Here is a 24,280-nt window from a genome sequence, read left to right as displayed (position 1 = left end):
TTTGTCACATTTCCGCCTGATTCCAGCAATGACCTATTAAAAACAGGCTTATTCTGTAGTATAATGAGCTATAGAGATAGATAGGACTACGCTTTAGAGAGGAGCATTTTGCTATGTGGCTGATGTTTACAACCGTTTTCGGTTTTATGGTGCTCATGCTTTTCGGCATGATGATCATGATGCACTTCCTTAAGAAGACCATGATCGCGGAAGACTCGACGACCATCGACGAAAAACCAGAAACACACTACACCCTCGACTCATAAAAGAATTGCCGGTTAGCGGCAGTTCTTTTTTTATTTCAGATGAAATTTCCCTTACAATCTGATTTCAACGGATGATGATTTCTGTAACATTTTACTCTTATCGTTTTAGCAAAGTTCCACTTTCAGGATGGGAGTGGAACCAAAGACCTAAAAGTCTTTGTCACATTCCAATAACTACTAATTTGCGGACCATCTATTTTCCACTATACTTATCATCAGCAGACAGTACCGTCACCGGGAGGCAATTTAAATGTGGAATTCTACTGATATCGGCATCGATCTTGGCACAGCCAATTTACTCATCTATACAAACTCCAAAGAAATCGTTTTTGATGAACCATCTGTCGTCGCCGTTGATCCGGCAGGACGGCTGATTGCCATCGGCAACGAAGCTAAAGCGATGCTCGGGAAAACACCCGAGCAGATTACCGCTATCCGTCCGCTCCGTGATGGCGTCATTGCGGACTACGACATGACAGCGGAACTGCTTAAATCCGCGATGGCCAAGGCGTCCAAGAAACTTGGGCAAGCCCTCCGAAAGCCCCGCGTAGTCGTATCAATCCCGTGCGGCGCAACATCCGTAGAACAGCGTGCCATCGTGGACGCCGTCAAATCCGGCGGCGCAAAAGAAGTCCACCTGATTGAAGAACCGGTCGCTGCGGCTATCGGGGCGGAACTTCCGGTGAGCGAACCGATTGCAAACGTCATCGTCGATATCGGCGGCGGCACAACCGAAGTGGCCATCATCTCGTTCGGTGGGGTCGTTTCTTCTAACAGCGTGAAATTCGCAGGCGACAAGATGGACGAGGAAATCATCCATCACCTCCGGAAACGCCATAATCTCATCATCGGCGAGCAGACAGCGGAAGCCATCAAGAAAGAAATCGGCTTCGCCCCGATCGCCCACGAAGCGAAAACAATGGACATCCGGGGCCGCGACGTCGTCACCGGCCTGCCGAAGACGATCATGCTCCACTCCCGCGATATCCAGCAATGCCTGAAAGAAGGCATGGAAACGATTCTTGAAGCCATCCGCACGACGCTAGAACAATGTCCGGCTGAACTGTCGGGCGACATCGTCGACCAGGGCATTGTCCTCACAGGGGGCGGCGCCCTCATGAACGGCATGCAGGACTGGCTATCGCAAGTGATCTCCGTACCGGTCCATACCTCCCCTGAACCGATGAAGGCAGTGGTGTTTGGCACCGGAAAAGCACTTGGAACGATTAAAACGATGCGTAAAGTGGCTAACTGACCCGGTACCCTTGCCTGTAAGTCCGATTCGGGGGCGCTAAGTACGGATCGGCGACTGTAAGTACGAACCGCCAGCGCTAAGTCCAAATTCCGCCTGATGGCCCCCTGCCCGCACGAGTGGTTACCCCGTACATACGAGTTGTTACCTGGCGCATCCGGGAGATGCCCCAGCCCCAAGCTCCGGCTTTCCAACAATCGGACCTCCGCTGCAAAAGAACCCTTTCGCACGAAAACAGGACCTTGTTCCGGCTTATGGCCGGAACAAGGTCCTTAGTTTTGCAATGGGTTTCCGCAAAGCGGCCTTACCCTTTCAATGGCTGTCCTCAAGTATCGCGTAGAGGTAGTGATCTTCCCATACCCCGTTGATAAAGAGAAGCTGGCGCAGGAGGCCTTCCCGCTCCATGCCGGCTTTTTCGAGCACGCGGACCGATGCCTGGTTTCTCGGCGACACATAGGCCTCGATCCGGTGCATCCCGGCTCGTTCGAATCCGAACCTCAGCACAAGTTTCAGCGCCTCGGTTGCGATGCCGCGTCCCGCTTCCCCCTGGTCGACCGAGTAACCGACAAAAGCGCTCAGAAACGGCAGGCGCTTCAGCCCGTAAAGGGAAATGTGGCCGATCAGCCGTCCGTCTTCCGCCCGGAAAATGCCGAAGCTGTACTCCCTCTTTTCCCTGAGCTGCTGGAGCGACTCGCGGATTTTCTCCCGCTGGACACCTACTGTGTAATACGAACTGTCGTGCCGCGGCTCATACACCGACCAGTAGTGCTTGTTCCTGGATACAAGGTTTGTCATGGCAAGTGCATCGTCGTCGGTAAGGACGCGCAATACGATCTTCTCGCCTTTCAACGTAATCAAGGCCGATCACCCTTCATCGGATGTCAGGCTGAGAAATTCTTCCACGTCCCGGATGCAGAGCCGGACACCTTTTTCCCAGAATTCCTGCTTCGTGATGTCTTCACCGAGATGTTTCATCGCCAACTCCTCTGTCGTCATGACAGCGGTGTCGCGCAGGAGCGCCATGTACTTTTCTTCAAACGACTTCCCTTCCTCAAGCGCCTTTGCATAAATGCTGAGGGAGAACAGATAGCCGAACGTGTACGGGAAGTTGTAGAACGGAACGTCTGTAATGTAGAAGTGCAGCTTGGATGCCCAGAAGTGCGGGTGCGTCTCTCCGAGTGCACCTGCGTATGCCTCGCGCTGCGCTTCTGCCATCAGCTCGTTCAGGCGGTCAGACGAGACCACTCCCTTTTTCCGCTCTTCATAGAATCGCGTCTCAAACAGGAAGCGCGCATGGATGTTCATGAAGAAGGAAACACTTCGCTGAGCCTTGTCTTCAAGCAGAGCCATCTTTTCTTCCCTGGACTGCGCTTCCTTAACCGCCGCGTCCGCCACGATCATCTCTGCAAAAGTCGAAGCGGTCTCTGCCACATTCATCGCGTATTGCCTGTTCAGCTGGTGGACCGGCCGGAGCGCGTACGAATGGAAAGCGTGGCCGAGCTCATGTGCGAGCGTGGCCACGTTCGACATCGAGCCGCTGTACGTCATGAAAATGCGGGACTCCTCGGACAGCGGCATGCCTGTGCAGAACCCGCCCGGCCGCTTGTTCGGACGGTCTTCCGCCTCGACCCAGCCGTTTTCCAACGCCATGCGTGCAAACGATTCAAGTTCCGGGCCGAACTTTCCGAATTGGTTCAGGATGAATTCCGCGCCTTCCTGGTAATCCAGTTTCGAAGTCGATTCGGAAACCGGTGCGGAAAAGTCATACCAGTCAAGCTGCTCTTTGCCGAGCAGGGCGGCCTTGCGCTTCAGGTATTCGGCAAACGGCTGCTTATTTGAAGAAATGGCGCCCCACATCGCATCAAGCGTCTCCTGCTTCATCCGGTTGTACTCGAGCGGTTCCTGCAGGACTTCGTCCCAGCCCCTCTTCTCATACACCTGAAGCCGGAAGCCTGCCAGAGAGTTGAGTGCCTTCGCGAAAAACTCCTCTTTCTCTGCCCATGCCGCCTCGAGCTTTTCAAATGCTTCTTTTCGGACAGCGGGATCGGGATGTGTGCCAAGGTTGTTCGCCTGACCGACAGAGAGCACCTTTTCTTCTCCATCCACCTTGACTGTCACCTGCATGTCTCCGACAAGCAGGTCGTACAGCTCGCCCCAGCCGTGGTAGCCGTCGACGGACAGCGCCGTAATGATCGCTTCCTGCTCTTCCGGGAGCTTCGCTGCGGCTTTTTTGCGCCATTCATTCAGAATAAACGAAAACTCCTCTAATTCACCGGAGGCCAGCAGCTCTTCCCAGACCTTCTCATCGGTCTCCGACAACTTCTGCTGGAACATCATGAACGCGGTCTGGAACTTTGCGCCCAGTGCGGACGATTCCCCTTGCAGGAGATGCGCCTTTTTGTCTGTCGTGTCCTGGGCCAGGAAACAGCCGATGACGGCGCCCGATTCTCTCATATGGGCAGAGGTGTTTTTTGTTTGTTCAATCAGAGCTGCGACTTTCTCTGCGGCGCCCGCGGCTTCCGGCGTGCGGAAATCCCCGACCGCTTCCGTATAAGCCAGGACTTTTTTCTCGCCTTCCTCAAGATGGGCACGGAGTTCTTCAGATTCGCTGCCGCCCCTGAAAAAGATCTCCAGGTCCCAGGTGACCGGATACGTAGTGGTTGACATCCCAATTCCCCCTGACTATTTGCCAATTTTCCAACAACAATTCCCTTACAATTATAACACGGTTGTTCGGAAGGCGAAACTTGCCAACTGGCAAAAAAGCGTCACACTTTCCGCCGTTAACACCGGAAAACCCATGTATACTATTACGGGTAGGAGGTGAAGAAGATTGATCCGAAAACTGTTGATGGGGATCGCCCTGCTGGCGGCGGTCGGCTTCCATGCCTCGGCGACATTCACGCCGGCATTCGGGCGGCCCGCCGGGGAGATTGCTGCGCGGCTTCCGGTCGTCTTCATGCCGTCGGTTTACGCATCGCTGATTTTGCTTTTCCTCGTCCCGATTCTGGGACTGTATTCCATACGGGGCGGCGGGCCTGCAGAGCGCCCGGCAACCGCCAATCTGCGAACCGCTTTTTTCATCGCCGCCTCCATCTTCCATATCATCGAACTTATCGCTTGGCAGGAGGAACGCTTTTTCCTGTTCGTCGCGTCGGATGTCGCCATGCTGGCCGTACTGGCCGCCCTCTACTTCACTTATCCGAAAACGGAGAATCGCCTTTCCGGACGGATTCCCGTATCCGGGATTTTCTCCTATTTCTTCTTCAGCCTCCTGGTCGGGATTCACTATACGCTTGAAGAAAATGAATGGGGCGGGCTTGGCCTGAGCGATGCGCTCTGGGCAATTATCACATTGACATTCGCCGCAGCCGTTGCGCTTCATTTCCTTTATCATCATAAGGACGATGTGTTTGCGGGTGTCTTTGCCTGGATGTCTCTCATGGTCGCTGTCAGAAACGGGCTGGACGAACCTCTTGTTTCCGCAGCTTCCCTCTTCCTTGCGGGCGCTGTGATTGCCTGGATGATCATCAGCAAAAAACAAAGCAAACATTTACCGCGAACGGCGGAAGATTGATCATTCATTGTATGCAAAACGGACCCGGGATTTTTCCCGGGTCCGTTTTTCACTTTTCGCTGATGTCCGTGATCAGCAGCGGGCCGTCCGCCGTGACGATGACGGTGTGCTCGATCTGGGCAACAAGCGACTTGTCCGGCGTGATGAACGCCCAGCCGTCGCCGCCTTCGATGATGTGCTCCGCTTTTTGGGAGATGAACGGCTCGACTGCGAGGACCATGCCTTCTTTTAGAAGAGTGGTGTCCCAGCGGTCATAGTAGTTCAGCACGTGGCTCGGCTCTTCGTGCAGGGAACGGCCGACACCGTGGCCCGTCAGGTTTTTGATGACATGGAGGCCGTTGTCGCTCGCTTCCCGGCTGACCGCCTTGCCGAGCTGGTTCAGCCGGCCGCCAGGCCTCACTTTTTCCATCGCCTTGTCAAAAGCGGACTTCGCGACGTCGATCAGCTTCTGCTTGTCTTCATCCGGCTCACCGGCAACGATCGAGATGCCGGTATCGGCAAAGTAACCGTTGTACGACCCCGACACATCGATGTTGACCATGTCGCCGTCTTTGATCACATGATTGTCCGGAATGCCGTGAGCCACCACTTCATTGACGCTGATGCATGTGAAGCCGGGGAAATCATACTCGCCCTTGGGACCGGAGATGGCCCCCTTTTCCTCGAACATCCGGCCGGCCATGTCATCCAGCTGTTTGGTCGTGACGCCGGGTTTTGCGGCGTCTTTCAGCGCATCGCGGATTTCCGCACAGATGCGCCCGATTTTCTTGAGATTCTCGAAGTCTTCGGTCGTCTTCGCGATCATTCGATTCAGCACTTCCTTCTGTGGATTCAAGTTCAACTATACCACAGACCGGACCGGCGCCAAACAGTCACGTTCTCAGTGCACGGATCCCCGCCGCCGCGCACCAGACAAACGCCACCCCCTGGAACGCCGCATACAAAAGGGACAGCACGGCCACCGTTCCCGCATGCCCGAAGGACGGCGCCATGCCGGTGAAAGCCGCTTCCCTCACTTCGTTCGCAGCGATGAAAGTGGTGACTAGAAGGGCCGCGAGCGGCATGGCAGGAAGGAGCTGGATGACAAGCGCCCGCTTTGCGTGGCGACGGACAAGCCTGTCCCCCGATGCAAAAAGCAGGACAAGCGGGAACAGGACAGGAGCGAACAGAATGCTGAAATAGTTGAATGACGCAATGAGGCGCGGGTTGTCTATGAGGATGCCCTCCTTCCGGTTTGTGGCACAGCTGTTTCCATCGTATGCAGGGCTTGCTTGAAAACAGCGGGCGGGTAGTCTACACTGGAAGTGCCATTCTGAATAGTTGAACCACAAGGGGAGCCGCGATTGCGGCTGAGAGTGGGCGGTTGGCGCCCAGACCCTTTGAACCTGCAAGGTCATGCTTGCGCAGGGATGTGGATGGAAAACGATGCCCGAAGGCGTCCGGCTCTGTCCCGGATGCTTTTTTTATTGGCCATCCCCATCTTGCGACATTACTAAAATGGGGGAGAATCTTCCGATGCAACGCAACAAACGCCTGCAATTTCTGATTGAAGTCGCGATTTTTTCCGCGATCGGCTTTGTCCTTGACCAGATCTCCATCAAACTTTGGTTCCAGGGCGGTTCCATCAGCCTCACGATGGTGCCGATCGTCCTGATGGCCTTTCGCTGGGGGCTCGGCGGAGGCCTGCTCACCGGCCTGATCCTCGGCATTCTCCAAACATTTGCCGGCGCCTACATCATCCATCCGGTGCAGGGCTTCCTGGATTACATTGCGGCATTTGTCGTGATCGGCGCGGCCGCTTTGCTGCGGCCCATGGTGCTGCGCGGCGCCGACTCCGGCGATAAGGTCCGGATGGTGACCGGGATAGTGATCGGCACAGTGATCGGCGGCCTGCTCCGCTACATCATGCACGTCTTATCGGGCGTCGTATTCTTCGGCGCCGCGGCGCTTGATGCGGGCGACAACGTCTGGTGGTATTCGATTGTCTACAACGCCGGCTACATGATTCCGTCGATCATCCTGACAGCCGCCGCATGCGCCCTTTTGTTCAGCACCGCACCGCGTCTGCTGAAGCGCTAAGACCAGTTTGCCCGCCTGCCGGTTGGAATAAACCGGAATTCAATTGGACAGACGTACCCCCGCCGGGAACGGCGGGGGTTTAGTATTTATGGAGCGCGCTTTTTCTCGTATATCGCGACGTCCCTATATAAAAACCCCTCCGGCATTCGGAGGGGTTAAAGTAGATGGCATGGATGCCCTGAAATTGTTCATCAATGGCCATTCGGAACGGGAGTTCGTCGCCGGCATCTGCACTGCGCCCGTCCGCCTGCTTCATCCGCCGGTTCATTTCCCCGAAAGAGACCGGGTTCGCCGGCGGTACTTCCCATGGCTGGATGGACAGCCGGTACGGCGAGTGTTCAAAGAAGGCGTTCGCCATCCGGCGGTAGCCTTCCAGTGACGGATGAACGTCCGACGGGTTCGGCAGCAACCGGCTGTCTTCCGCGGCAAATGCTTTCTTGACCGGCACGAAGACGGCGCCCGCAGATTCAGCTTCCTGCTTCAGGATGGCATTGAGCCTGCCCAGTTCTTTGCGGAGACCCGGCTTCATCTGTTCACGTGCATGGGGGTACGGGAAATAATAGCCCATGATATAAATTTTTGCCCGGGGCGCCCGCTCCGCCAGCTCATCCAGGATGGCAGACACATTCTTCCTGACTCCGTCCAGCGCATAATCAGCCGGTATCCGGTCGTAGGCGAGCGTGCCGGACCCGGGATCGTAGCGCACGAGGCCGAGCAAGTCATTGGCACCCGCGGAAACGGTGATCAGTGTGGCCCTTTCCAGAACAGGCCGAGCTTCATCAGACCGGACCCGCTCCAGCACCTGGCCGCTCGTGAATCCCGGATAGCTGAGGTCCTTCGAGTAAAAGGCGAGCCCCGCATGGCGGCGCAATTTCATCGCGATCATGTCCGCGTAGCCGAGGTCGATTGCGCGGTCCGGTGTCTGCCCGGCGGCAAGCGAATCGCCGAGCGCGACATAAGCGGCCGGAGCGGCCGCCTGGGCGGGACCAGGCTGCGGGAATAGCAACAACAGCGTGCCGACAAGGAGAACCAGCTGCCTCATCGCCGTTTGCCGCCCTTGTTCCCTTCCTTTCTCTGTCCGCTGCGCCGGACTTTTTCGGCATTGGCAGCGGGCTTTCCGGCACCCGCTGCCTGTACGGTCTTGGATGAGCCTTCCAGTAGGCCCCCCTTATGCCAGACTTTCTGGACCGGTTTGCCCGGCAGCGCCCGTGTCAGCTTCCGGTATGTCTTTTCGTCCGGATAGGATACAAACGACAGTACTTCCCCGTCCGCGCCTGCTCGGCCAGTCCTGCCCGAGCGGTGCGTGTACTGCTCTTCCGTGCGTGGCACGTCAATATGGATCACATGCGTGAGACCGGTGATGTCAAGACCGCGAGCAGCAAGGTCAGTCGCGATGAGGATGCGCACCGTGCCGTCCCGGAATCCGTCAAGCGCCTGCTTGCGTTCCATTTTGTTCATGCCGGAGTGAAGGACCGCAACCGGCGCGTCCTGGAATTTCAGCTTCGACTCCTTCATGAGCAGCTGATCTGTGTTATTGATGAAAGCCAGCCCCCGCAAGCCTTTCACATGGGAAAGCCTGCGGATCAGGTCCGTTTTGTCGCGTTCGTCGACCTTGATAAACGAATGAGTGACTTTGCCCTGCTTCGGAAGCTCTTCGGCAGTCACTTTCAGCTGGAGCGGATCATCCATGAACCGCTCCGCAACAAGTCGGATTTCATCTGTGATCGTAGCCGAGACGACAGCGACCTGGCAGTCGGATGCCGCGGCCGCGACCAGAGATTTGACGTCGGTCCGATGGTCACGTCCGAGAAGCTGGTCACCTTCATCCAGGACGATGTGGCGGATATCGTGCATTTTCAGCTTGCGGTCATTGGCGAGTTCCCATACACGCCCCGGCGTTCCGACGACAATGGTCGGCTTCTTTTTCAGCTTCTCGATCTGGCGCTGTTTGTTGGCGCCACCGATCAGTTGCGTGACCGTGACATCGGTGCCTTCCGTCCATTCGCGGAACACGTCGACGATTTGCATGCAGAGTTCCTGGGAAGGCGCCATCACAAGCGCTTCGGTTTTCTTTGATGTTCCGTCAACGAGCGTCAGCAGCGGGATCACATAGGCAAGTGTCTTGCCCGATCCGGTCGGTGATTCCGCCACGATGTCCCGTCCGTCGATCATCGCAGGAACCATCTTGGACTGGATCGGCATCTCTTCTTCAAATGTCCATTTTTCCCGGAACTGCGGTTCCAGCCGTTCAATCCAACTCATCTTCCATTCCCCGTTTCAATCCTTGATGGCTTTATTTTAGCACAGCCGGTGTGCCCCGTCTTTTTAGGGCTGTTCACTTAAACAGGATGTATAAGGGAAGTGCCTCTGACCTTGGGCCGGACAGCGGAAGCCCGGATGGAATCCTGCAGTCTCTGATCCATACAAAAGGGACTTCACTCCGGAAGCCCCTTTTACAATGATTCTTCACTTTGTTCATTCATTCGGCGGTTTGATCCGTCCCTGTTCACGCTGTTCGAAGGCGTAGGCAAATCCGATCAGGAGCGGTTCTGCGAATGCACGGCCATAGAAGGCGATGCCGAACGGTTCGCCTTCCTCCGTCTTCCCGGCCGGGACCGCGACACCGGGGTAGCCGGCTGCGGCGTTGAAGCTGAGCCCGTGTGACTTCGGGAAGACGATGGCGCTGATGTCATGTTCACGGAATGCCCGTTCCAGTGCCACCTCTGATGACAGATGCCGGTTCCGCTCAAGGGCCTCCAGATAGGCCCGCTCCGTCAATGTCCCCGAAGTCCGGTCCGACTGTTCCAGCATGTTCTGGCCGTACTTCAGCGTTTCCTCAGGATGCCCGCTGTTGAACTCGATCACGTCGGACAGGGTTCGGATCGGGTTGCTTGCGGGTGTTTTGCCGAGGTAGGCGTTCACGGCAGCCTTGAATTCGTGCATGAGCACATCGTAACCCAGGTCATCTTCCATGACACCGAGGTCGATGTCCTCGATGATTTCCGCGCCGCATGCTTTCAATACCTCCAGCTTCTGGTCAAACAAGTCCTGGATCTCACTGTCGGCTTCGTTTTCAAAAATATTGCGGGCGACACCGATCCGTGTGCCCTTTAGCGCCTCGGGATCAAGACAGGCTTCCCAGTCACGTCCCTCCCACACGCTGCTCAGGGAAGTGACGGGGTCTGCCGGATCCTCACCGATCATTTCGCGGAATACAAGCAGCGCGTCTTCCACGGTCCGTGCAAGCGGTCCGGCAATGTCTTGCGTGATGGAAAGGGGAATGAGCCCGTTCCGGCTGACGGCCCCGACAGTCGGCTTGATGCCGACAAGGCTGTTTTGGACGGCCGGCTCGATGATGGACCCGGTCGTTTCGGTTCCGACCGATGCCGCCGCCAGATTTGCCGCGACCGCCACTGCCGAGCCTGAGCTTGAGCCCCCGCAGTCAAACTGGCCGTATGGGTTTTTGACCTGTCCGCCCCTTGAACTGTAGCCGTTCGTCATTTTGTCGGACATGAAGTTGGCCCATTCGGTCATGTTCGTTTTGCCGAGAATGACCGCCCCCGCTTCCCTCAGCTTCTTGACGAGGAAAGCATCTTCCGCGGCATAATGGCCTGCCAGGGCAAGCGACCCGCAGCTGGTGTGCATCTTGTCCCCGGTGTCCATGTTGTCCTTTAGCAGGACCGGGACGCCGTGCAGCGGCGAACGGGCGCCTTTCACATGGCGCTCGTAGTCCAGCTGCTTGGCGATCTGGAGTGCGTCGGGGTTCACTTCGAGGACGGCATTGACATTTTGGCCATATTCCGAGATCCGGGACAGATACATGATTGTCAGTTCCTCGGCCGTGACTTCCCCCTTCTCCATCTTTTCCTGCATCTCCCGGATACTTGCCTCATCCAGCCATTCGTCCCGGATGCGTTCCAGTCGTTCGTTGTGCATCCTCATCCCTCCATAACAAAAGCCGGCCGGCTGATGGCCGTCCGGCAACGATTACTGTTCCTGCAGTTCGGTATATTGTTTCAGCAATGTATAAATCGGCAGCTCATACAGTTGCTTGCCGTCAATCTTGAAAATCCCTTCATCCACCAGCTTATCGATGATGGACTGCTTTTTCTCATCCATCGGACTTTCTTGCAATTCTCTCATGGTGCATTCTTCTCCTTGCTCATGATGTTACCGACTTCATATTTCCCCGATTGGACGAAAATGAAACCGGTTTTGTTCCATCGGTTAAAGGAAGAAGAACCCGATGCCCATGATCAGATAGGCGGCAAGCAGGGTCAGCCCCTCGAACCAGTTTGACTCCCCGTCCAGCGTGATGACGATTGTAAGAAGTGCCGCCGTGATCATTGCGACCAATTCAGCAATCGTGAACACCAGCGGCATCTGCACCGGCATCATCAGGGAAACGAGGACAAGCGCAGGCGCGACAAACATCGCGACCTGAAGGGTCGATCCGATGGCGATTTCGACGGATACATCCATCTTATCCTTGACTGCCAGGATAAGGGCGGAGGCATGCTCCGCGGCGTTTCCGACGATGGCGACGATGATGACCCCGATAAAGAGCTCCGACCAGCCAAAGCGCTCCCCGATGTCCTCGAATGTATGTACAAGGTTTTCGGAGACGAATGCTACCGCAGCCGTTGCCAGCAGCAGAATAAGGATTGCTTTGCCCTTGGACCATTCCGGTTCTTCCTCTTCTTCCGGTTTGCCGTGGCTTCCTTTGTCGGAACCCGTGAAAAAACCGCGGTGGGTGACCAACTTAAAGAACAGACCCGCCAAGTAAAGAAGGATCATGATCACCGAAATCCCGACACTGAGACTGATTGTGCCCCGGTCATCCATCCCCTGCGAGAATATCTCCGGGATGACGAACGCGACAATGATCGCGAAAATCAGGAGCCCTGCATTATAGCGGGCATCCCGCAAACTGAAATTCTGGCGCTTATGCTTAAGCCCGCCAAGGAAAAATGACAGCCCGAGCACAAGAAGCAGGTTCCCGATCACCGAACCGGTGAGGGAAGCCAGCACAATGCCGATCAGCCCCGCCTTAAGCGAAAAGATGGAAATGATCAGCTCGACCGCATTTCCGAATGTTGCATTCAGCAGCCCGCCGATCCTGGGCCCCGATATGATGGCCAGCGATTCAGTCGCCCTCCCCATGATTGCGGACAGGCCGATGATGCTGACACAACAAAGAATGAACATCACCAGGCTTGTCCAGTGCATGAAGGATCCCGCGACAACGAGCGGGACGCCGATAAATGAAATGACCATAAAAATTTTGTTCAACCTGTGCCCCTCCGATCAGAAAAGACTTGTCTTTCAGAGACATACCCTTTTCTGGCGGGCGCTTAACCGGCCCGCAAAGGAAGCGAAGCTGACAGCGGCATTTTCTTAGACTTGCGGCGGATGCTTCCTGAACTTTCTGTAGTAGTTCATCGTGGACGCCCAGAGGACTGCCTTGCGCTTCACATTCGTCTCAAAGTCCGCCTCTAGCGGGTTAAATGCCCTGTCCTCCCGGTAAAGTATTTTCACCTTCGTCCGCAGTTGCACAGACTTGATCTGCTTCAGAAGAAGGCTTTTCGGCACCACATTAAAAAGCGCTTCCTCTTTGTTGACGACCGCACCGAGTTTCAGATTCCTGATCCGGTCGTCCACGTAATAGGTCGCCGGGTTGTGTCCGGCAGCCGTAACGTAATAATTGCTGACACCAAGCCTGCCGTTCAGCTCAAAAAAGACATATCTTCCCGTTCTTTCATCGTACTTCAGGTCAAAGTTCGAGAATCCGGTAAATCCGGTTTCGGCAATTAGTTTCCGGACATCTTCCGTGATGCTGTCTTCCGGCCTTGCAAGAATGGCGAGGTGATTGCCGATGCCGGAAGGGGTATGGTCTTCCAGCAAGATCTGGCCGAAAACGATCAGTTTGACTTCCCGGTCTTCAGGTGAAGTATAGGCGGTCACGACGGCAAGCGACCGGTCGTCCCCTGGGACAAATTCCTGAACCACAATCGGTTCTCGGTATCCTCCTCCCCGCATCAGCCGGAAGATCCGCCGGTATTCGTCCGGGGATTTTGCAAAAAAGACCTTTTCCTTTCCGGCGAAGTGGAGTGACTGATAGGCCGGCGAGTCAGCCGGCTTTACCACAATCGGAAATTCAAAGGGCAACTTCTCCTCGAACTCCGTGATCACCAACGTTTTCGGGTAGGGAACGCCTGCTTTTTCGCATACCGCGTAAAAACTCTCCTTGTTGGTCGCCCGCCCGAACACTTCCTCGGAGACATACGGAACGACCCACTGCTCCGGGAAATGGCGCTGGAGGCGGACGAGCATCTCGGCATAGCGATCATCCGCTCCGATGATGATTTTCTTGATCCCCGGGAAATCCTTCTCAATCATCCCGATCGTCTCGAAAAATCGGTCGGGCTGTTCAATTTCCGGCTGGACGTAGTTTTTCAGAATCCGGGAATTCTCGATCGGCCCGATGATGATCGGGCTGATCACATTCGTCTTTACCTGATAAGCTTCATAGAATGCTCGAGCCAGGCTGTATGCGCCCCGGTTGCCTCCGACGACAACCGGGACAAATTGAATGGTGGATGTGTGATTCATGGACTGCCCCCTCACTCCAGTGTTCCCTTTTATTCCCTTCCGGCACTTGAAATTCCACTCCATCATATGTAAACGATTTCATGCCGTCAATGCTTTCTACAACTTTAGACATGATTCGATAGTCCTGTTGACGAAGCGAAGTCTGAAAGCTAAATTAAATGAAGCGGAATGGAAGAAAAATACTCATCCGCCAATAATCAAAAGGGGAACCAATATGAATCTGAATACCACCACTTCACCGCGCGAGACGGTTTACTTTATCCTGTCGGTCGTCGTCAGCGTGCTGATTTATCTTGTTGCAGCGGTGTCCATCATCGGCATCGGCATCGCGCTGATCGTGTTTGCGTTTGTCCTGTTTACAAATGCCATCATGCTCGGATCGATCAGGGGCAATGGCATCCGCCTGTCAGAACGCCAGTTTCCCGATGTGTATGGCAGGGCGGCGGAATTAGCTGCCGGGATGGGACTCCGGACCGTTCCGGACATTTTCCTCGTACAGTCCGAAGGCGCGCTCAATGCGTTTGCCACACGCTTTTTCGGGAGGAATATGATCGTCCTGTATTCCGAAGTGTTCGAGCTGGCACTTGAGAAAGGCGAAAAAGAACTGGATTTCATCATCGCCCATGAACTGGCCCATATCCGGAGACGCCACATCTGGAAAAACCTTCTTATTATGCCGGCACGCTTTGTTCCTTTCCTTTCGCAGGCATACAGCCGATCCTGCGAATATTCCTGCGACAGGGAAGCCGCATCCATCACCGGCGACGGGGCAGCTGCAAAACGTGCGCTGACATTGCTTGGCGCAGGCAAGGTCGCCTACCGTGAAGTCGATGAAACCGAATGGCTTGAGCAGATCCGATCTGAATCAAACGGTGCCGTTTGGCTCAGTGAAATTCTTTCCTCGCATCCGAACTTGCCGAAGCGCGTACAGGCAGTGGGCCGGTTCATGCAGACGGAAGGAACACCGAACTATCAGCAGAACAACGGCCGGATTGCCCTTTGGGCCACGGGTTTCGGCGCAGTTGCGGCCGCGGTCTACATCGGTACCGTTATTTCATTGGCCGGAGGCGGCCTGGTCTACGGGAATCTGCTGCCGGCTGCATTCAGCGAGCCGGATGATTTCGCAGATATCGAACTGCCGCCCCTCTCTGAAGCTGTTTATCAATACGATGACGACCTGCTCAGAAGACTGATTACCGATGGCGAGGATCTTGAAGAAACCGACAAAGACGGGACGACTGCCCTTCACTTTGCCGCCTACGAGGGAAATGCAACAGCTGCCGCCATCCTTTTGGAAGCAGGAGCCAATCCTGATGCCAGTGATATGTATAGCACTGCTCTCACCACAGCAGTTGATTTCGGTTACTATGACATCGCTCTGCTTCTCTATGAGGCTGGCGCAGATCCCTATGCAAAAAGCGAAGGGGGCATGGATGCCCTTGATTCCCTGGATGTCACGACATTAGAAGAGTTTGAGAAAGAACTGAAAAGCCTTCAATAATTAAACAGACACCCCCGGCGGACACAGTAATTTCGTGTTTCCGGGGGTTTTAGAATGGCTTGACCGCACCGCAAAAATTAAACAGCGAAAACATAGTTAGACCTATTTAATTATTCCGGTATATCGATTCTGATTAAAATAACCCTTCGATTCTTTAATATTTACTGGAATAAATTATTTTTGACAATTGAAAATGCGAGGAGTAGTATAATAAGGTCTACAATTAAGGAGGTAGCACAATATGTCGCGTCTATCGCACCGTGAAATTGTGGAGAGTGTCCCTCAGAAAGGGTTCTTCGGCCATCCGAAAGGACTGTTCACTCTTTTCTTCACGGAATTCTGGGAACGCTTTTCCTACTATGGGATGAGGGCCATCCTCGTATTCTATATGTATTACGAAGTTTCGGAGGGCGGCCTTGGCCTGAGTGAGCCGCTGGCCCTTTCGATCATGTCGATCTACGGATCTCTCGTCTACATGTCCGGGATTATCGGCGGCTGGCTCGCCGACCGGGTCTTCGGTACATCAAAAGCCGTATTCTACGGCGGCGTCCTCATCATGTTCGGTCATATTGCCCTTGCCATTCCGGGAAATATCGCGCTATTCTTCATCTCGATGGTGCTGATCGTCATTGGTACGGGGCTCCTGAAACCGAACGTATCGAGTGTGGTAGGCGAGATTTATCCGAAGGATGATCACCGTCTGGACGCAGGCTTCTCCATCTTCTACATGGGGATCAACCTGGGCGGCTTCATCGCCCCGCTTATCGTCGGCGAGCTGATGAAGACAAGCTTCCACCTCGGATTTGCCGTAGCAGCTGTCGGGATGTTTGTCGGACTTGTCATGTTCGTCATCACAAAAAAGAAAAACCTCGGTCTTGCCGGCACACAGGTGCCGAACCCGCTTTCTCCTAAAGAAAAGAAAAATTGGATCAAATACACGATCATCGGCCTTTTGGTTATCGCGGCTGTCTTGGCAGTGATGATTCCGCAGGGCTGGGTCACCATTGATGGGGTCATCGCCCTTGTAGGGGTGCTTGGCATCCTGATACCGACCATTTACTTTGTCGTCATGTACCGCAGCCCGAAAACCACGCCAACGGAGCAGTCCCGCCTTATCGCCTATATCCCGCTGTTCATCGCTTCAGTGATGTTCTGGGCTATCCAGGAACAGGGCTCTACGATCCTCGCGCGGTATGCCGACAAGCGTACGGACCTCAACGCATTCGGTTTTGAAATTTCGCCGGCCTGGTTCCAGTCGCTGAACCCGCTGTTCATCATTGTTCTGGCACCGGTGTTTGCCTGGATGTGGACACGTCTTGGCGACCGGAACCCATCGATTCCGCGCAAGTTCTCGTTCGGCCTCCTGTTTGCAGGTTTGTCATTCCTCGTGATTCTGGTGCCGGGCATGCTCGGCGGCGGAGACGCGCTTGTCAACCCGATGTGGCTTGTCTTGAGCTACTTCCTTGTGGTCCTTGGTGAGCTTTGCCTGTCGCCTGTCGGCCTTGCCGCCACCACGCGTCTCGCGCCTGCGGCATTCTCCGCACAGACGATGAGCCTCTGGTTCCTGTCAAACGCGGCAGCGCAAGCGATCAACGCACAGATCGTCAAACTGAACACGCCGGAAACGGAAACCCTTTACTTCGGAATCATCGGGGGACTGTCGATCGTCCTCGGGATCATCCTTTTCCTCGTCGCTCCGAAAATTGTCCGATTCATCAAAGACTAATGAAAAGACGTCCGGCCACCGTAGCCGGACGTCTCAGACTGCAGACAAAGTGAGTAGATTACTCCTTTATCTGCAGTTTTTTCTTTTTCATAAAACCCTCCGGATTTCCGCTGCGGGCTTATCGCCGGGTGGAGTGAATTTGTTGCCTTCTTAAATTCTCGTTCTGCAGCCAGTCAGCTTTCAGACAAAAAAAGACCGTCCAATAACGATCTTCGTTCTTCAATAAACACGCCCGATTGCTTTTGTATTAATGACCCATATTCTCGTTGTGGCCGCTAAGTGGCTCTACTACTTCTCCATCTTTATCTATTACCATACTGTCGGTTTCCTTATTAGCCCCGGTCGAGGATCCGTAATAAGTAAAAACACCAAAAGTAATGATAGCTATCAGTGTTAACACTATCGAAATTCTTTTTTTCATCAACTAGTCATTCCCTACACATTAATTTATTTTGTACGAATTTATAATTTCATTCGATTATAAAACAGCGTTTATGTTTAATACAGCTCGAGACGTCCTCCCACCGTGGCCGGACGTCTTTTCATGCTATTTCAGAAGTACGCTGAAGGTGTCGCCGTGATCGAGGTCACCGTATTTAAAGCCACGGTTAAACCATTCCATCCGTTGTGCCGAGGACCCGTGGGTAAAGCTTTCCGGAACCACGTACCCGCGGGCACGGCGCTGTATGGTGTCGTCCCCGATGGCGCTGGCCGCGTTCATCGCTTCCTCGAAATCGCCTTCCTCCAGATATCCTTTTTCCTGGGCATGCTTTGCCCAGACGCCGGCCAGATAATCGGCCTGAAGTTCCATGGCCACCGAGTATCGGTTGTACTCTTCCTCACTCACCCGCTGACGGATCCGGTTCACTTCCTCATTGACGCCGAGAAGAGTCTGGACGTGATGACCGACCTCATGGGCTACCACATATGCCATGGCAAAATCACCCGGCGCATTAAAACGGTTTTTCAATTCGTTATAAAAACTCAAATCGATGTAGAGCTTGTGGTCTCCCGGACAGTAAAACGGGCCCACCGCAGCGCTGTTGAATCCGCAGGCCGACTGGACGCTTCCGGTATACAGGACGAGTGTCGGTTCCTGGTAAGTCATGCCGTTTTCCTCGAAGACCTTGCCCCAGATTTCCTCGGTATCTGCCAGGACGACGGCTACAAAATCGGCAAGCTCCTCTTCCTCTGCGGTTTCCACATAGGCGCTTCCGCCATCCTGAATGCCTGCTCCGGATTGATCGGAACCGCCCACTCCGAACAGGCTGTCCAGGTCGCCGCCGAACAGCAGGAACAAAATGATCCCGACAATCCCGAGGCCGCCGCCTCCGATTGCGACCGGACCACCGAAACCGCCCGCTCCCTCCTGTCCTCTGCGGTCCTCGATATTTGAACTGCGTCTTCTGCCTCTGGTCTTCATGCTGCTTCCTCCCCGTCCGGTCATGTTTCGGCTGTTGTTGATTGTCCTTTACCCAAAAACCTCCCGGGTCATACTTGGGGGAAGCATTTCAATGAATCGGACACATCCGGGGAATGACGGGCCACCGGTTTCCTTCGCTCTCTCTTTTTAAATAGGTGTGTTTTCCAGCGCCTGCTGGAGAGAGCCGTAGGTGGCAATTGAGTTGAAATCGAGCCCAAGATGGATCGACGTCTGTGCGATTTCGGGACGGATTCCTGTGACAGTGGACCGGATACCGAGCAAGCTGAGGATTTGTGTGAATTCGTACATTTGCTGCGCAACCATTGTATCGATGATCGAGACGCCCGACAGGTCGATGAACAGATGGATGATATCCAATTTTGCACAACGCTCCGGAACGGTCATCTTGAGAATCCGGGCCCGGTCAGAGTCAATGTCACCGATCAGCGGAAGAATGCCCCTCTCCCCGTCAATCTTGATGACAGGTGTGCCAAGCTCCCGAATCATCTTCTGCTGGGCAATCATTCGTTCTTCCGTCATTTCGTGATAGGTTCTGGAAAACTCATGGAACAGCTCATCAAAGGCCTGATTCATCTCGCTGCCCCACCTCAGGACATCCGTGCGCTGTACCTCATGGTTATTCGCACGAATAAACCGTTCGATGTATGACCAGTAGACCGTTCGGAACCGCATGACCGCATCGAACACTTCATGGATCGGCGTATTGCTCCGGATGCGGCTTTCCGCCACCAACTCCGCCCATTTCCTTTTCATCGTCTCAAACTGGCCTGTCTGGCCTGATAGACGGGTTGCGATGGAACGGATCGTCAGCCGATTTTGTTTGCGGAGCATCTGGACCGCATCGTCTCCGGCTGCCGACGAATAGACCGATCCCAGTTTGATGATCCTGTACGACAGCCACTCGTCGGTCATATTATCGGCATTCTCCAGCAGATTGTCATAAAGCTTTTCGTTAAGCGTCTTCATCAGAACATTTCCCCCTTCTCCGCTTCTCTCATGTCCCTTGTTTCTTCAGTCTACCATTATCTCCATTTCTTTTCAGATAGGTGGCAACTGCTGTCCTTTTCCTGATTAACGAAACTGGACAGGGGTAGAGACTGATAAACGCAGAAAGAAGGGATCTGATGGAACCGTTTCATGTGAACGGAAAGATGGACGGCAAGAAATTGGCTTCCGCCATCGCCGTGCCTGTTCTCGGCGGGGCGGCGGTGGGCTGGCTGGCCAACCGGGATGCACAAAAGAAATTCCAGCGCCTTGAGAAACCGGGATTCGCCCCACCCCCGGCTGCCTTTCCCATTGCCTGGAATATCCTTTACGCGACGATGGGCTTCGCAAGGTACCGTGCAGGAATGCGCAAGAGGGATAAAGGGATGGAAGATTCCTTTCCTTCGTACGACGTCCAGCTGGGCCTCAACTTCCTCTGGTCTTTCCTGTTCTTCAGGTGGCGGCTGCGCGGCACAGCATTGGTCGAGATGACGATTTTGCTTGGCGCCATCGCCCTGACTGCGGAACGCTTCTACAAGGAAGACAAGGCCGCCGGAATGCTGATGGCCCCTTACATGGGGTGGGTGTTGTATGCGCTCGCGCTGAATGCCTCCATCTGGAAAAAAAACGATTGGAAGTAAGCAAAATCCGGCACGCTGCCTGTATGGAGCGTGCCGGATGATTTATGGTTAACGCAGTGATTGCCGTTCAGCCATCAGGTTGGCAAAGTCGGATTTCAAGGACACTTTCAAATCCTGCACTTTTTTGTCGCGCAGGGCCGTCCGTTTTGCCGTCAGTTCGTCGCGGACGGTTTTTTCCAGCCGGTCCTGAAGATTTCGGGCGTGCTCAATCTCCTCCAGTACTTCCGCAGCGCCGAACCGCTCGGTGACCACTTCATAGCCCCCGAACAACTGATCAAGCGGCTTCTGCTCCAATTCCTGCACAACCGCAACGATGGCGATATGCTCGTCCTTCATCCGCAGCGTCATCGACCAGAAAAGGTTGGCGTCAGGCAGCATGTGAGAAGCATTTTCCTCTGTACCGACAGAACCTCCGACCCCTACGCTGAGCAACGTTCCGACCGGCCCTGCGATAACTCCTGCAATGCCCCCGATGATTCCGCCAATAAAGGATTCATCCGCTTCCGCCCCCGAATCGAAGGACCGGCGCAGGCTGATCATTCCATGGTCTTTCCTGAAGATGCCGACCTGCGCAATCTGCGTCTCCCCGCCCGCAGTCTGCATACTCTCCAGCTTTGCCAAAGCGTCAAGCGCGGCCTGCTCCTCGCTAAAGTAACCTACAATGACATTTTCCAACGTGATAATCTCCTTTCGCCTGTAAAATCCTCTTGTCTTTCTTGGTATTCCCCCTTCACGGCAATTCAAGCCAACGGATTCAGATCGACGGGAAAAATAAGACGGCAGAGAGCAAATGGACTGAATGCGCAATGCCGGCGGGCGCCAGTCAAGATCCCACTTTCTAAATCCGAACGTTTATCCGTTAATATCCGAAAAAGATATGTTTTTTGATTGGAAACCCTTACAAAAACGGTTCAATAAAAAAACTTTACTCCAAAACACGAATAATGGGTTGACATGTGTTTTCAGCGTGTTATGATAGTCACAACTTAAGAAATCGTTCAACAATTTTGAAGGAGACATGCGTTCGGGATCGGGAATCCCAAGAGAGCCGGTGGATGGTGCGAACCGGCGGTTCCCCCCCTGACGTTCCGCTCCTGATATTGGCGGGCTGAACCAAGTAAGCCCGTCCGGCCATGGCCGTTATCCATGTCAACGAAGGCCGCCGGATCCCGGTGGCGAATGAGGGTGGCACCGCGTGGCTAAAAGCCGTTCGCCCCTTGCAGAATGCAGGGGGACGAACGGCTTTTTTCATTGATTTCATCAGACCGAGGAGGAAACAGACATGCTGAAAGACCAACAGTATCTTCGTATTCCAGGACCGACTCCGGTACCGCCGAGCGTGCAGCGCTCGATGGCACAGCCGATGGTCGGACACCGCGCCAGCGAGACGGCCGAACTGATCCGCCGCATCCGTCCGGGACTCAAGAAAGTGTTCGGCACGGATCAGGACGTGATGATCTTCGCGGGAAGCGGGACGTCCGGACTTGAAGCGGCGGTCGTCAATACGGTCGGCGAAGGCGACGAAGTCATTGTTGCCGTAACCGGCGCCTTCGGCAGGCGCTTCGTCAAGATTCTCGATGCTTACGGTGTGACCGTCCACGAGATCGAAACGGAATGGGGACAATCCGTTTCGCCGGAACAGGTCCGGCAAAAGTTGCGGGAAAATCCGGATTCCAAAGCGGTCTTTGCCACATTCTGTGAGACATCGACCGGCGTTTTGAATCCGGTGGAAAAAATCGCGCAAGCTGTCCGGGACGAGTCGGAAGCGCTGTTTATCGTCGACGGCGTTTCGTGCATCGGCGGTGTTGAATCGAAAATGGATCAATGGGGCATCGACATACTCGTCACCGGTTCCCAGAAAGCGATGATGCTCCCGGGCGGCCTCATGTTCGCCGCCTGCAGTGATCGCGCCTGGAAGGTGATCGAGGAAAATCCGCGACGTGGTTTTTATCTCGACTTCACGAAATACCGGGACAACCTGAAAAAGGACTCGACGCCGTTCACTCCGGCCACTTCCCTCCTCTACGGCCTGGAGCAGGCGCTCCAACTGATCGAGGAAGAAGGGTTCGGAAATGTCATTGCCCGGCACGAACTGATGAAAGACATGATGCGCGCCGCGTTCAAGGCACACGGCATCCCGCTTCTGGCAAATGATGAAGACGCCTCCCCGACCGTCACGGCGGTCCGGCCGGATGCCTTTGACGCCGCCAAACTGCGCAACGTCCTCAAGAAAGAATTTAATCTCATTGTCGCAGGGGGCCAGGAACACCTGAAGGATGCCATCTTCCGGATCGGCCACATGGGCTATGCTTCCCCGGGCGATGTACTTCAGACGCTCGCAATGATTGAAATCGGCATCCAAAAAGCAGGCCAGGCTATCGAGCTTGGCAAAGGCGTTGCCGCCGCTCAGAAGATTTATCTAGGGAAAGGGGATCCTCAATGATGAATACAGCGACTGAAAAGGAAACCGCAGTGAAAAACGCCATCATCCTGATCAGCGACCCGCTCAGCGAAGAAGGGCTTCAGCCGCTCCGGGAAGCGGAAGGCGTGGAACTCAAGATCCAGACCGGCATGACACCTGAGGAACTCGTCAAGGCGGTTAAAGAAGCGGATGCTCTTCTTGTCCGCAGCCAGACCCAGGTGACCCGCGAAGTGATCGAAGCGGCCGGCAACCTGAAAGTCATCGGACGTGCCGGTGTCGGCGTCGATAACATCGATCTGGAAGCGGCGACTGAGCGCGGCATCATCGTCGTGAATGCGCCGGACGGCAACACCAATTCCGCAGCTGAGCATACAATCGCCATGATGACCGCCCTCGCCCGCAACATCCCCCAGGCCTTCCTCTCTCTGAAGGAAGGCAAATGGGACCGGAAGAAATTCGTCGGGGTCGAGCTCAAGGAAAAGACGCTCGGCATCGTCGGACTTGGCAGGATCGGCGCGGAAGTCGCCCGCCGCGCCAAGGGGCAGCGCATGTCGGTCATCGCCTATGACCCGTTCCTGACACAAGAGCGCGCCAAGGAAATGGGCATCGCAGTCGGCACGCTGGATGAAGTGGTGGCCGCAGCCGACTTCATCACCGTCCACACACCGCTCATGAAGGAAACCCGGCACCTGATCAATGCGGACCGTTTTGCCAAGATGAAAGACGGTGTGCGCATCATCAACTGTGCACGGGGCGGCATCATCGACGAGGATGCGCTTTATGATGCCATCGAATCGGGTAAAGTCGCAGGCGCGGCGCTCGACGTATTCGAGACTGAACCGTTCACCGGCCACCGGCTGCTCGATCTGCCGCAGGTCATCGCCACGCCTCACCTCGGTGCCAGCACAATCGAGGCCCAGGAAAGCGTCGCGATCGATGTAGGCCGGGACGTCGTCCGTTTCTTCGATGGCCAGCCGGTCCGCAACCCGGTCAATATGCCGTCCGTGTCACGGGAAGTGCTTGCAAAGATCGGACCGTTCTTCGACCTGGCCGAAGACCTTGGGGTGTTCATCTCCCACTTGGCCGACAAGCCGCTGACCGAAGTGAACATCCGCTATGCCGGCGACCTGGCCGAATTCGACGTCCGCCCGCTCACGCGCAATGCGCTGAAAGGAATTCTGAAGCGCAACCTCGGCACCCATGTAAATGATGTGAATGCCAAGTACCTCGCCGATTCGATCGGAATCGGGGTCACCGAGCACAAATCTGCACAGACAAAGGGCTTCCAGCATCTGATCACCGTAGAAGTGAAAACCGGCGATGAGACGCACAGCGTATCCGGCACCCTGCTGAACGGACTCGGCGAACGGATCGTCAAAGTGGATGACTATGTCGTCGATGTGGTCCCTGCAGGTCACCTGCTCCTCATCAAGCACAAGGACCAGCCGGGTGCGATCGGCCGTGTCGGCACCTTGCTTGCGGAAGAAAACATCAACATTGCCACCATGCAGGTGGGCCGTTCGGCTGAAGGCGGAGATGCAATCATGATGATCACCGTCGACAATGAAGTCAAACCCGAAGAAGTCAGCCGGCTCCTCAAAATCGAAGACATCCACGCAGTCCGGACAATCGATCTTTAATAGAGGAAAAAGAATAGGGTCCCGCCGCAAGCGGAAACCCAGACTGCAGACAAAGTGAGTGCATTGCTCTTTTGTCTGCAGTTTTTTCTTTTCCATCAAATCCCCCGGATTTCCGCTGCGGGCCCTTGCTTACCAA

At 54.9% G+C, this 24,280-nt stretch carries 22 protein-coding genes and 1 riboswitch; of the genes, 9 read left to right on the top strand and 13 right to left on the bottom strand.

Going from position 1 to position 24,280, the window contains the following annotated elements; translation table 11 throughout:
• Window positions 1-113: 113 nt before the first annotated feature.
• Entirely contained in the window at window positions 114-266 is a 153-nt protein-coding gene (locus BLT01_RS15195; RefSeq protein WP_176765060.1) for a hypothetical protein, read from the top strand.
• Window positions 267-516: 250 nt separating this feature from the next.
• Entirely contained in the window at window positions 517-1,521 is a 1,005-nt protein-coding gene (gene mreBH / locus BLT01_RS05945; protein ID WP_092095721.1) for a rod-share determining protein MreBH, read from the top strand.
• Between the two features lie 309 nt (window positions 1,522-1,830).
• On the opposite strand, the gene BLT01_RS05940 is transcribed toward mreBH, so the two are convergent.
• A complete protein-coding gene (locus BLT01_RS05940) occupies window positions 1,831-2,376 on the bottom strand; it encodes a GNAT family N-acetyltransferase (protein ID WP_092095719.1) in 546 nt (181 codons plus the stop codon).
• Between the two features lie 6 nt (window positions 2,377-2,382).
• Complete coding sequence (locus BLT01_RS05935; protein WP_092095717.1) at window positions 2,383-4,185, bottom strand: M3 family oligoendopeptidase; 1,803 nt, start codon at window positions 4,183-4,185, stop codon at window positions 2,383-2,385.
• 166 nt (window positions 4,186-4,351) lie between these two features.
• On the opposite strand from BLT01_RS05935, the gene BLT01_RS05930 reads away from it, so the two are divergent.
• Window positions 4,352-5,095, top strand: a complete 744-nt coding sequence (locus BLT01_RS05930; protein ID WP_092095715.1) for a hypothetical protein — start codon at window positions 4,352-4,354, stop codon at window positions 5,093-5,095.
• 49 nt (window positions 5,096-5,144) lie between these two features.
• Here the strand turns inward: BLT01_RS05930 and map are convergent, their stop codons facing one another.
• Together map and BLT01_RS05920 are read right to left on the bottom strand one after the other, a co-directional pair.
• On the bottom strand, window positions 5,145-5,900 hold the full coding sequence (map, locus tag BLT01_RS05925; protein ID WP_092095713.1) for a type I methionyl aminopeptidase: 756 nt from the start codon (window positions 5,898-5,900) through the stop codon (window positions 5,145-5,147).
• Between the two features lie 67 nt (window positions 5,901-5,967).
• Window positions 5,968-6,426: a DUF4870 domain-containing protein gene (locus BLT01_RS05920; RefSeq protein ID WP_092095711.1), complete on the bottom strand. Its 459-nt coding sequence runs from the start codon at window positions 6,424-6,426 to the stop codon at window positions 5,968-5,970.
• A riboswitch (TPP riboswitch) is annotated at window positions 6,416-6,522 on the top strand. (Overlaps the previous gene by 11 nt.)
• 88 nt (window positions 6,523-6,610) lie before the next feature.
• On the opposite strand from BLT01_RS05920, the gene thiT reads away from it, so the two are divergent.
• Complete coding sequence (gene thiT, locus BLT01_RS05915) at window positions 6,611-7,174, top strand: energy-coupled thiamine transporter ThiT (protein WP_092095709.1); 564 nt, start codon at window positions 6,611-6,613, stop codon at window positions 7,172-7,174.
• Between the two features lie 79 nt (window positions 7,175-7,253).
• Here the strand turns inward: thiT and BLT01_RS05910 are convergent, their stop codons facing one another.
• The 6 genes from BLT01_RS05910 to BLT01_RS05885 form a co-directional block, all read right to left on the bottom strand.
• The gene (locus BLT01_RS05910; RefSeq protein ID WP_092095707.1) at window positions 7,254-8,216 is read right to left on the bottom strand and encodes an SGNH/GDSL hydrolase family protein; all 963 of its coding nucleotides are present in this window, start codon (window positions 8,214-8,216) and stop codon (window positions 7,254-7,256) included.
• Window positions 8,213-9,436, bottom strand: coding sequence for a DEAD/DEAH box helicase (locus BLT01_RS05905; protein ID WP_092095705.1), 1,224 nt, complete (start codon window positions 9,434-9,436; stop codon window positions 8,213-8,215). The genes BLT01_RS05910 and BLT01_RS05905 overlap by 4 nt, the downstream gene beginning before the upstream one ends.
• Before the next feature lie 213 nt (window positions 9,437-9,649).
• A complete protein-coding gene (locus tag BLT01_RS05900) occupies window positions 9,650-11,110 on the bottom strand; it encodes an amidase family protein (RefSeq protein WP_092095703.1) in 1,461 nt (486 codons plus the stop codon).
• Between the two features lie 51 nt (window positions 11,111-11,161).
• Window positions 11,162-11,317 (bottom strand): Fur-regulated basic protein FbpA, encoded by a 156-nt coding sequence (locus BLT01_RS05895; protein ID WP_092095701.1) that lies wholly within the window; start codon window positions 11,315-11,317, stop codon window positions 11,162-11,164.
• An 84-nt stretch (window positions 11,318-11,401) separates the two neighbouring features.
• Entirely contained in the window at window positions 11,402-12,466 is a 1,065-nt protein-coding gene (gene cax / locus BLT01_RS05890) for a calcium/proton exchanger (RefSeq protein WP_245696883.1), read from the bottom strand.
• A gap of 105 nt (window positions 12,467-12,571) precedes the next feature.
• On the bottom strand, window positions 12,572-13,786 hold the full coding sequence (locus BLT01_RS05885) for a carboxylate--amine ligase (RefSeq protein WP_092095699.1): 1,215 nt from the start codon (window positions 13,784-13,786) through the stop codon (window positions 12,572-12,574).
• A gap of 214 nt (window positions 13,787-14,000) precedes the next feature.
• Here BLT01_RS05885 and BLT01_RS05880 point away from each other — a divergent pair, with 214 nt between their 5' ends.
• Window positions 14,001-15,287 (top strand): M48 family metallopeptidase, encoded by a 1,287-nt coding sequence (locus tag BLT01_RS05880; protein WP_092095697.1) that lies wholly within the window; start codon window positions 14,001-14,003, stop codon window positions 15,285-15,287.
• Window positions 15,288-15,528: 241 nt separating this feature from the next.
• Window positions 15,529-17,013 (top strand): peptide MFS transporter, encoded by a 1,485-nt coding sequence (locus BLT01_RS05875; protein WP_092095695.1) that lies wholly within the window; start codon window positions 15,529-15,531, stop codon window positions 17,011-17,013.
• Between the two features lie 547 nt (window positions 17,014-17,560).
• On the opposite strand, the gene ypfJ is transcribed toward BLT01_RS05875, so the two are convergent.
• Window positions 17,561-18,436: a KPN_02809 family neutral zinc metallopeptidase gene (gene ypfJ, locus BLT01_RS05870; protein ID WP_092095693.1), complete on the bottom strand. Its 876-nt coding sequence runs from the start codon at window positions 18,434-18,436 to the stop codon at window positions 17,561-17,563.
• Window positions 18,437-18,583: 147 nt separating this feature from the next.
• Window positions 18,584-19,423 (bottom strand): STAS domain-containing protein, encoded by an 840-nt coding sequence (locus BLT01_RS05865; RefSeq protein WP_092095691.1) that lies wholly within the window; start codon window positions 19,421-19,423, stop codon window positions 18,584-18,586.
• A 158-nt stretch (window positions 19,424-19,581) separates the two neighbouring features.
• Here BLT01_RS05865 and BLT01_RS05860 point away from each other — a divergent pair, with 158 nt between their 5' ends.
• Window positions 19,582-20,082: a TspO/MBR family protein gene (locus BLT01_RS05860; RefSeq protein WP_092095689.1), complete on the top strand. Its 501-nt coding sequence runs from the start codon at window positions 19,582-19,584 to the stop codon at window positions 20,080-20,082.
• 48 nt (window positions 20,083-20,130) lie between these two features.
• Here the strand turns inward: BLT01_RS05860 and BLT01_RS05855 are convergent, their stop codons facing one another.
• Complete coding sequence (locus tag BLT01_RS05855; RefSeq protein ID WP_092095686.1) at window positions 20,131-20,757, bottom strand: hypothetical protein; 627 nt, start codon at window positions 20,755-20,757, stop codon at window positions 20,131-20,133.
• A gap of 607 nt (window positions 20,758-21,364) precedes the next feature.
• Between BLT01_RS05855 and BLT01_RS05850 the strand changes: the two genes are divergently transcribed.
• The gene (locus BLT01_RS05850) at window positions 21,365-22,525 is read left to right on the top strand and encodes a pyridoxal-phosphate-dependent aminotransferase family protein (protein ID WP_092095683.1); all 1,161 of its coding nucleotides are present in this window, start codon (window positions 21,365-21,367) and stop codon (window positions 22,523-22,525) included.
• Window positions 22,525-24,144 (top strand): phosphoglycerate dehydrogenase, encoded by a 1,620-nt coding sequence (gene serA, locus BLT01_RS05845; RefSeq protein WP_092095840.1) that lies wholly within the window; start codon window positions 22,525-22,527, stop codon window positions 24,142-24,144. Before BLT01_RS05850 ends, serA begins: the two co-directional genes overlap by 1 nt.
• The last annotated feature ends 136 nt before the right edge of the window (window positions 24,145-24,280 follow it).

The organism is Bhargavaea beijingensis (genome assembly GCF_900101985.1).
Classification (GTDB): domain Bacteria; phylum Bacillota; class Bacilli; order Bacillales_A; family Planococcaceae; genus Bhargavaea; species Bhargavaea beijingensis.
The sequence above is the reverse complement of the archived record's forward strand: the minus strand, read 5'-3'. Positions and strand labels throughout refer to the sequence as shown.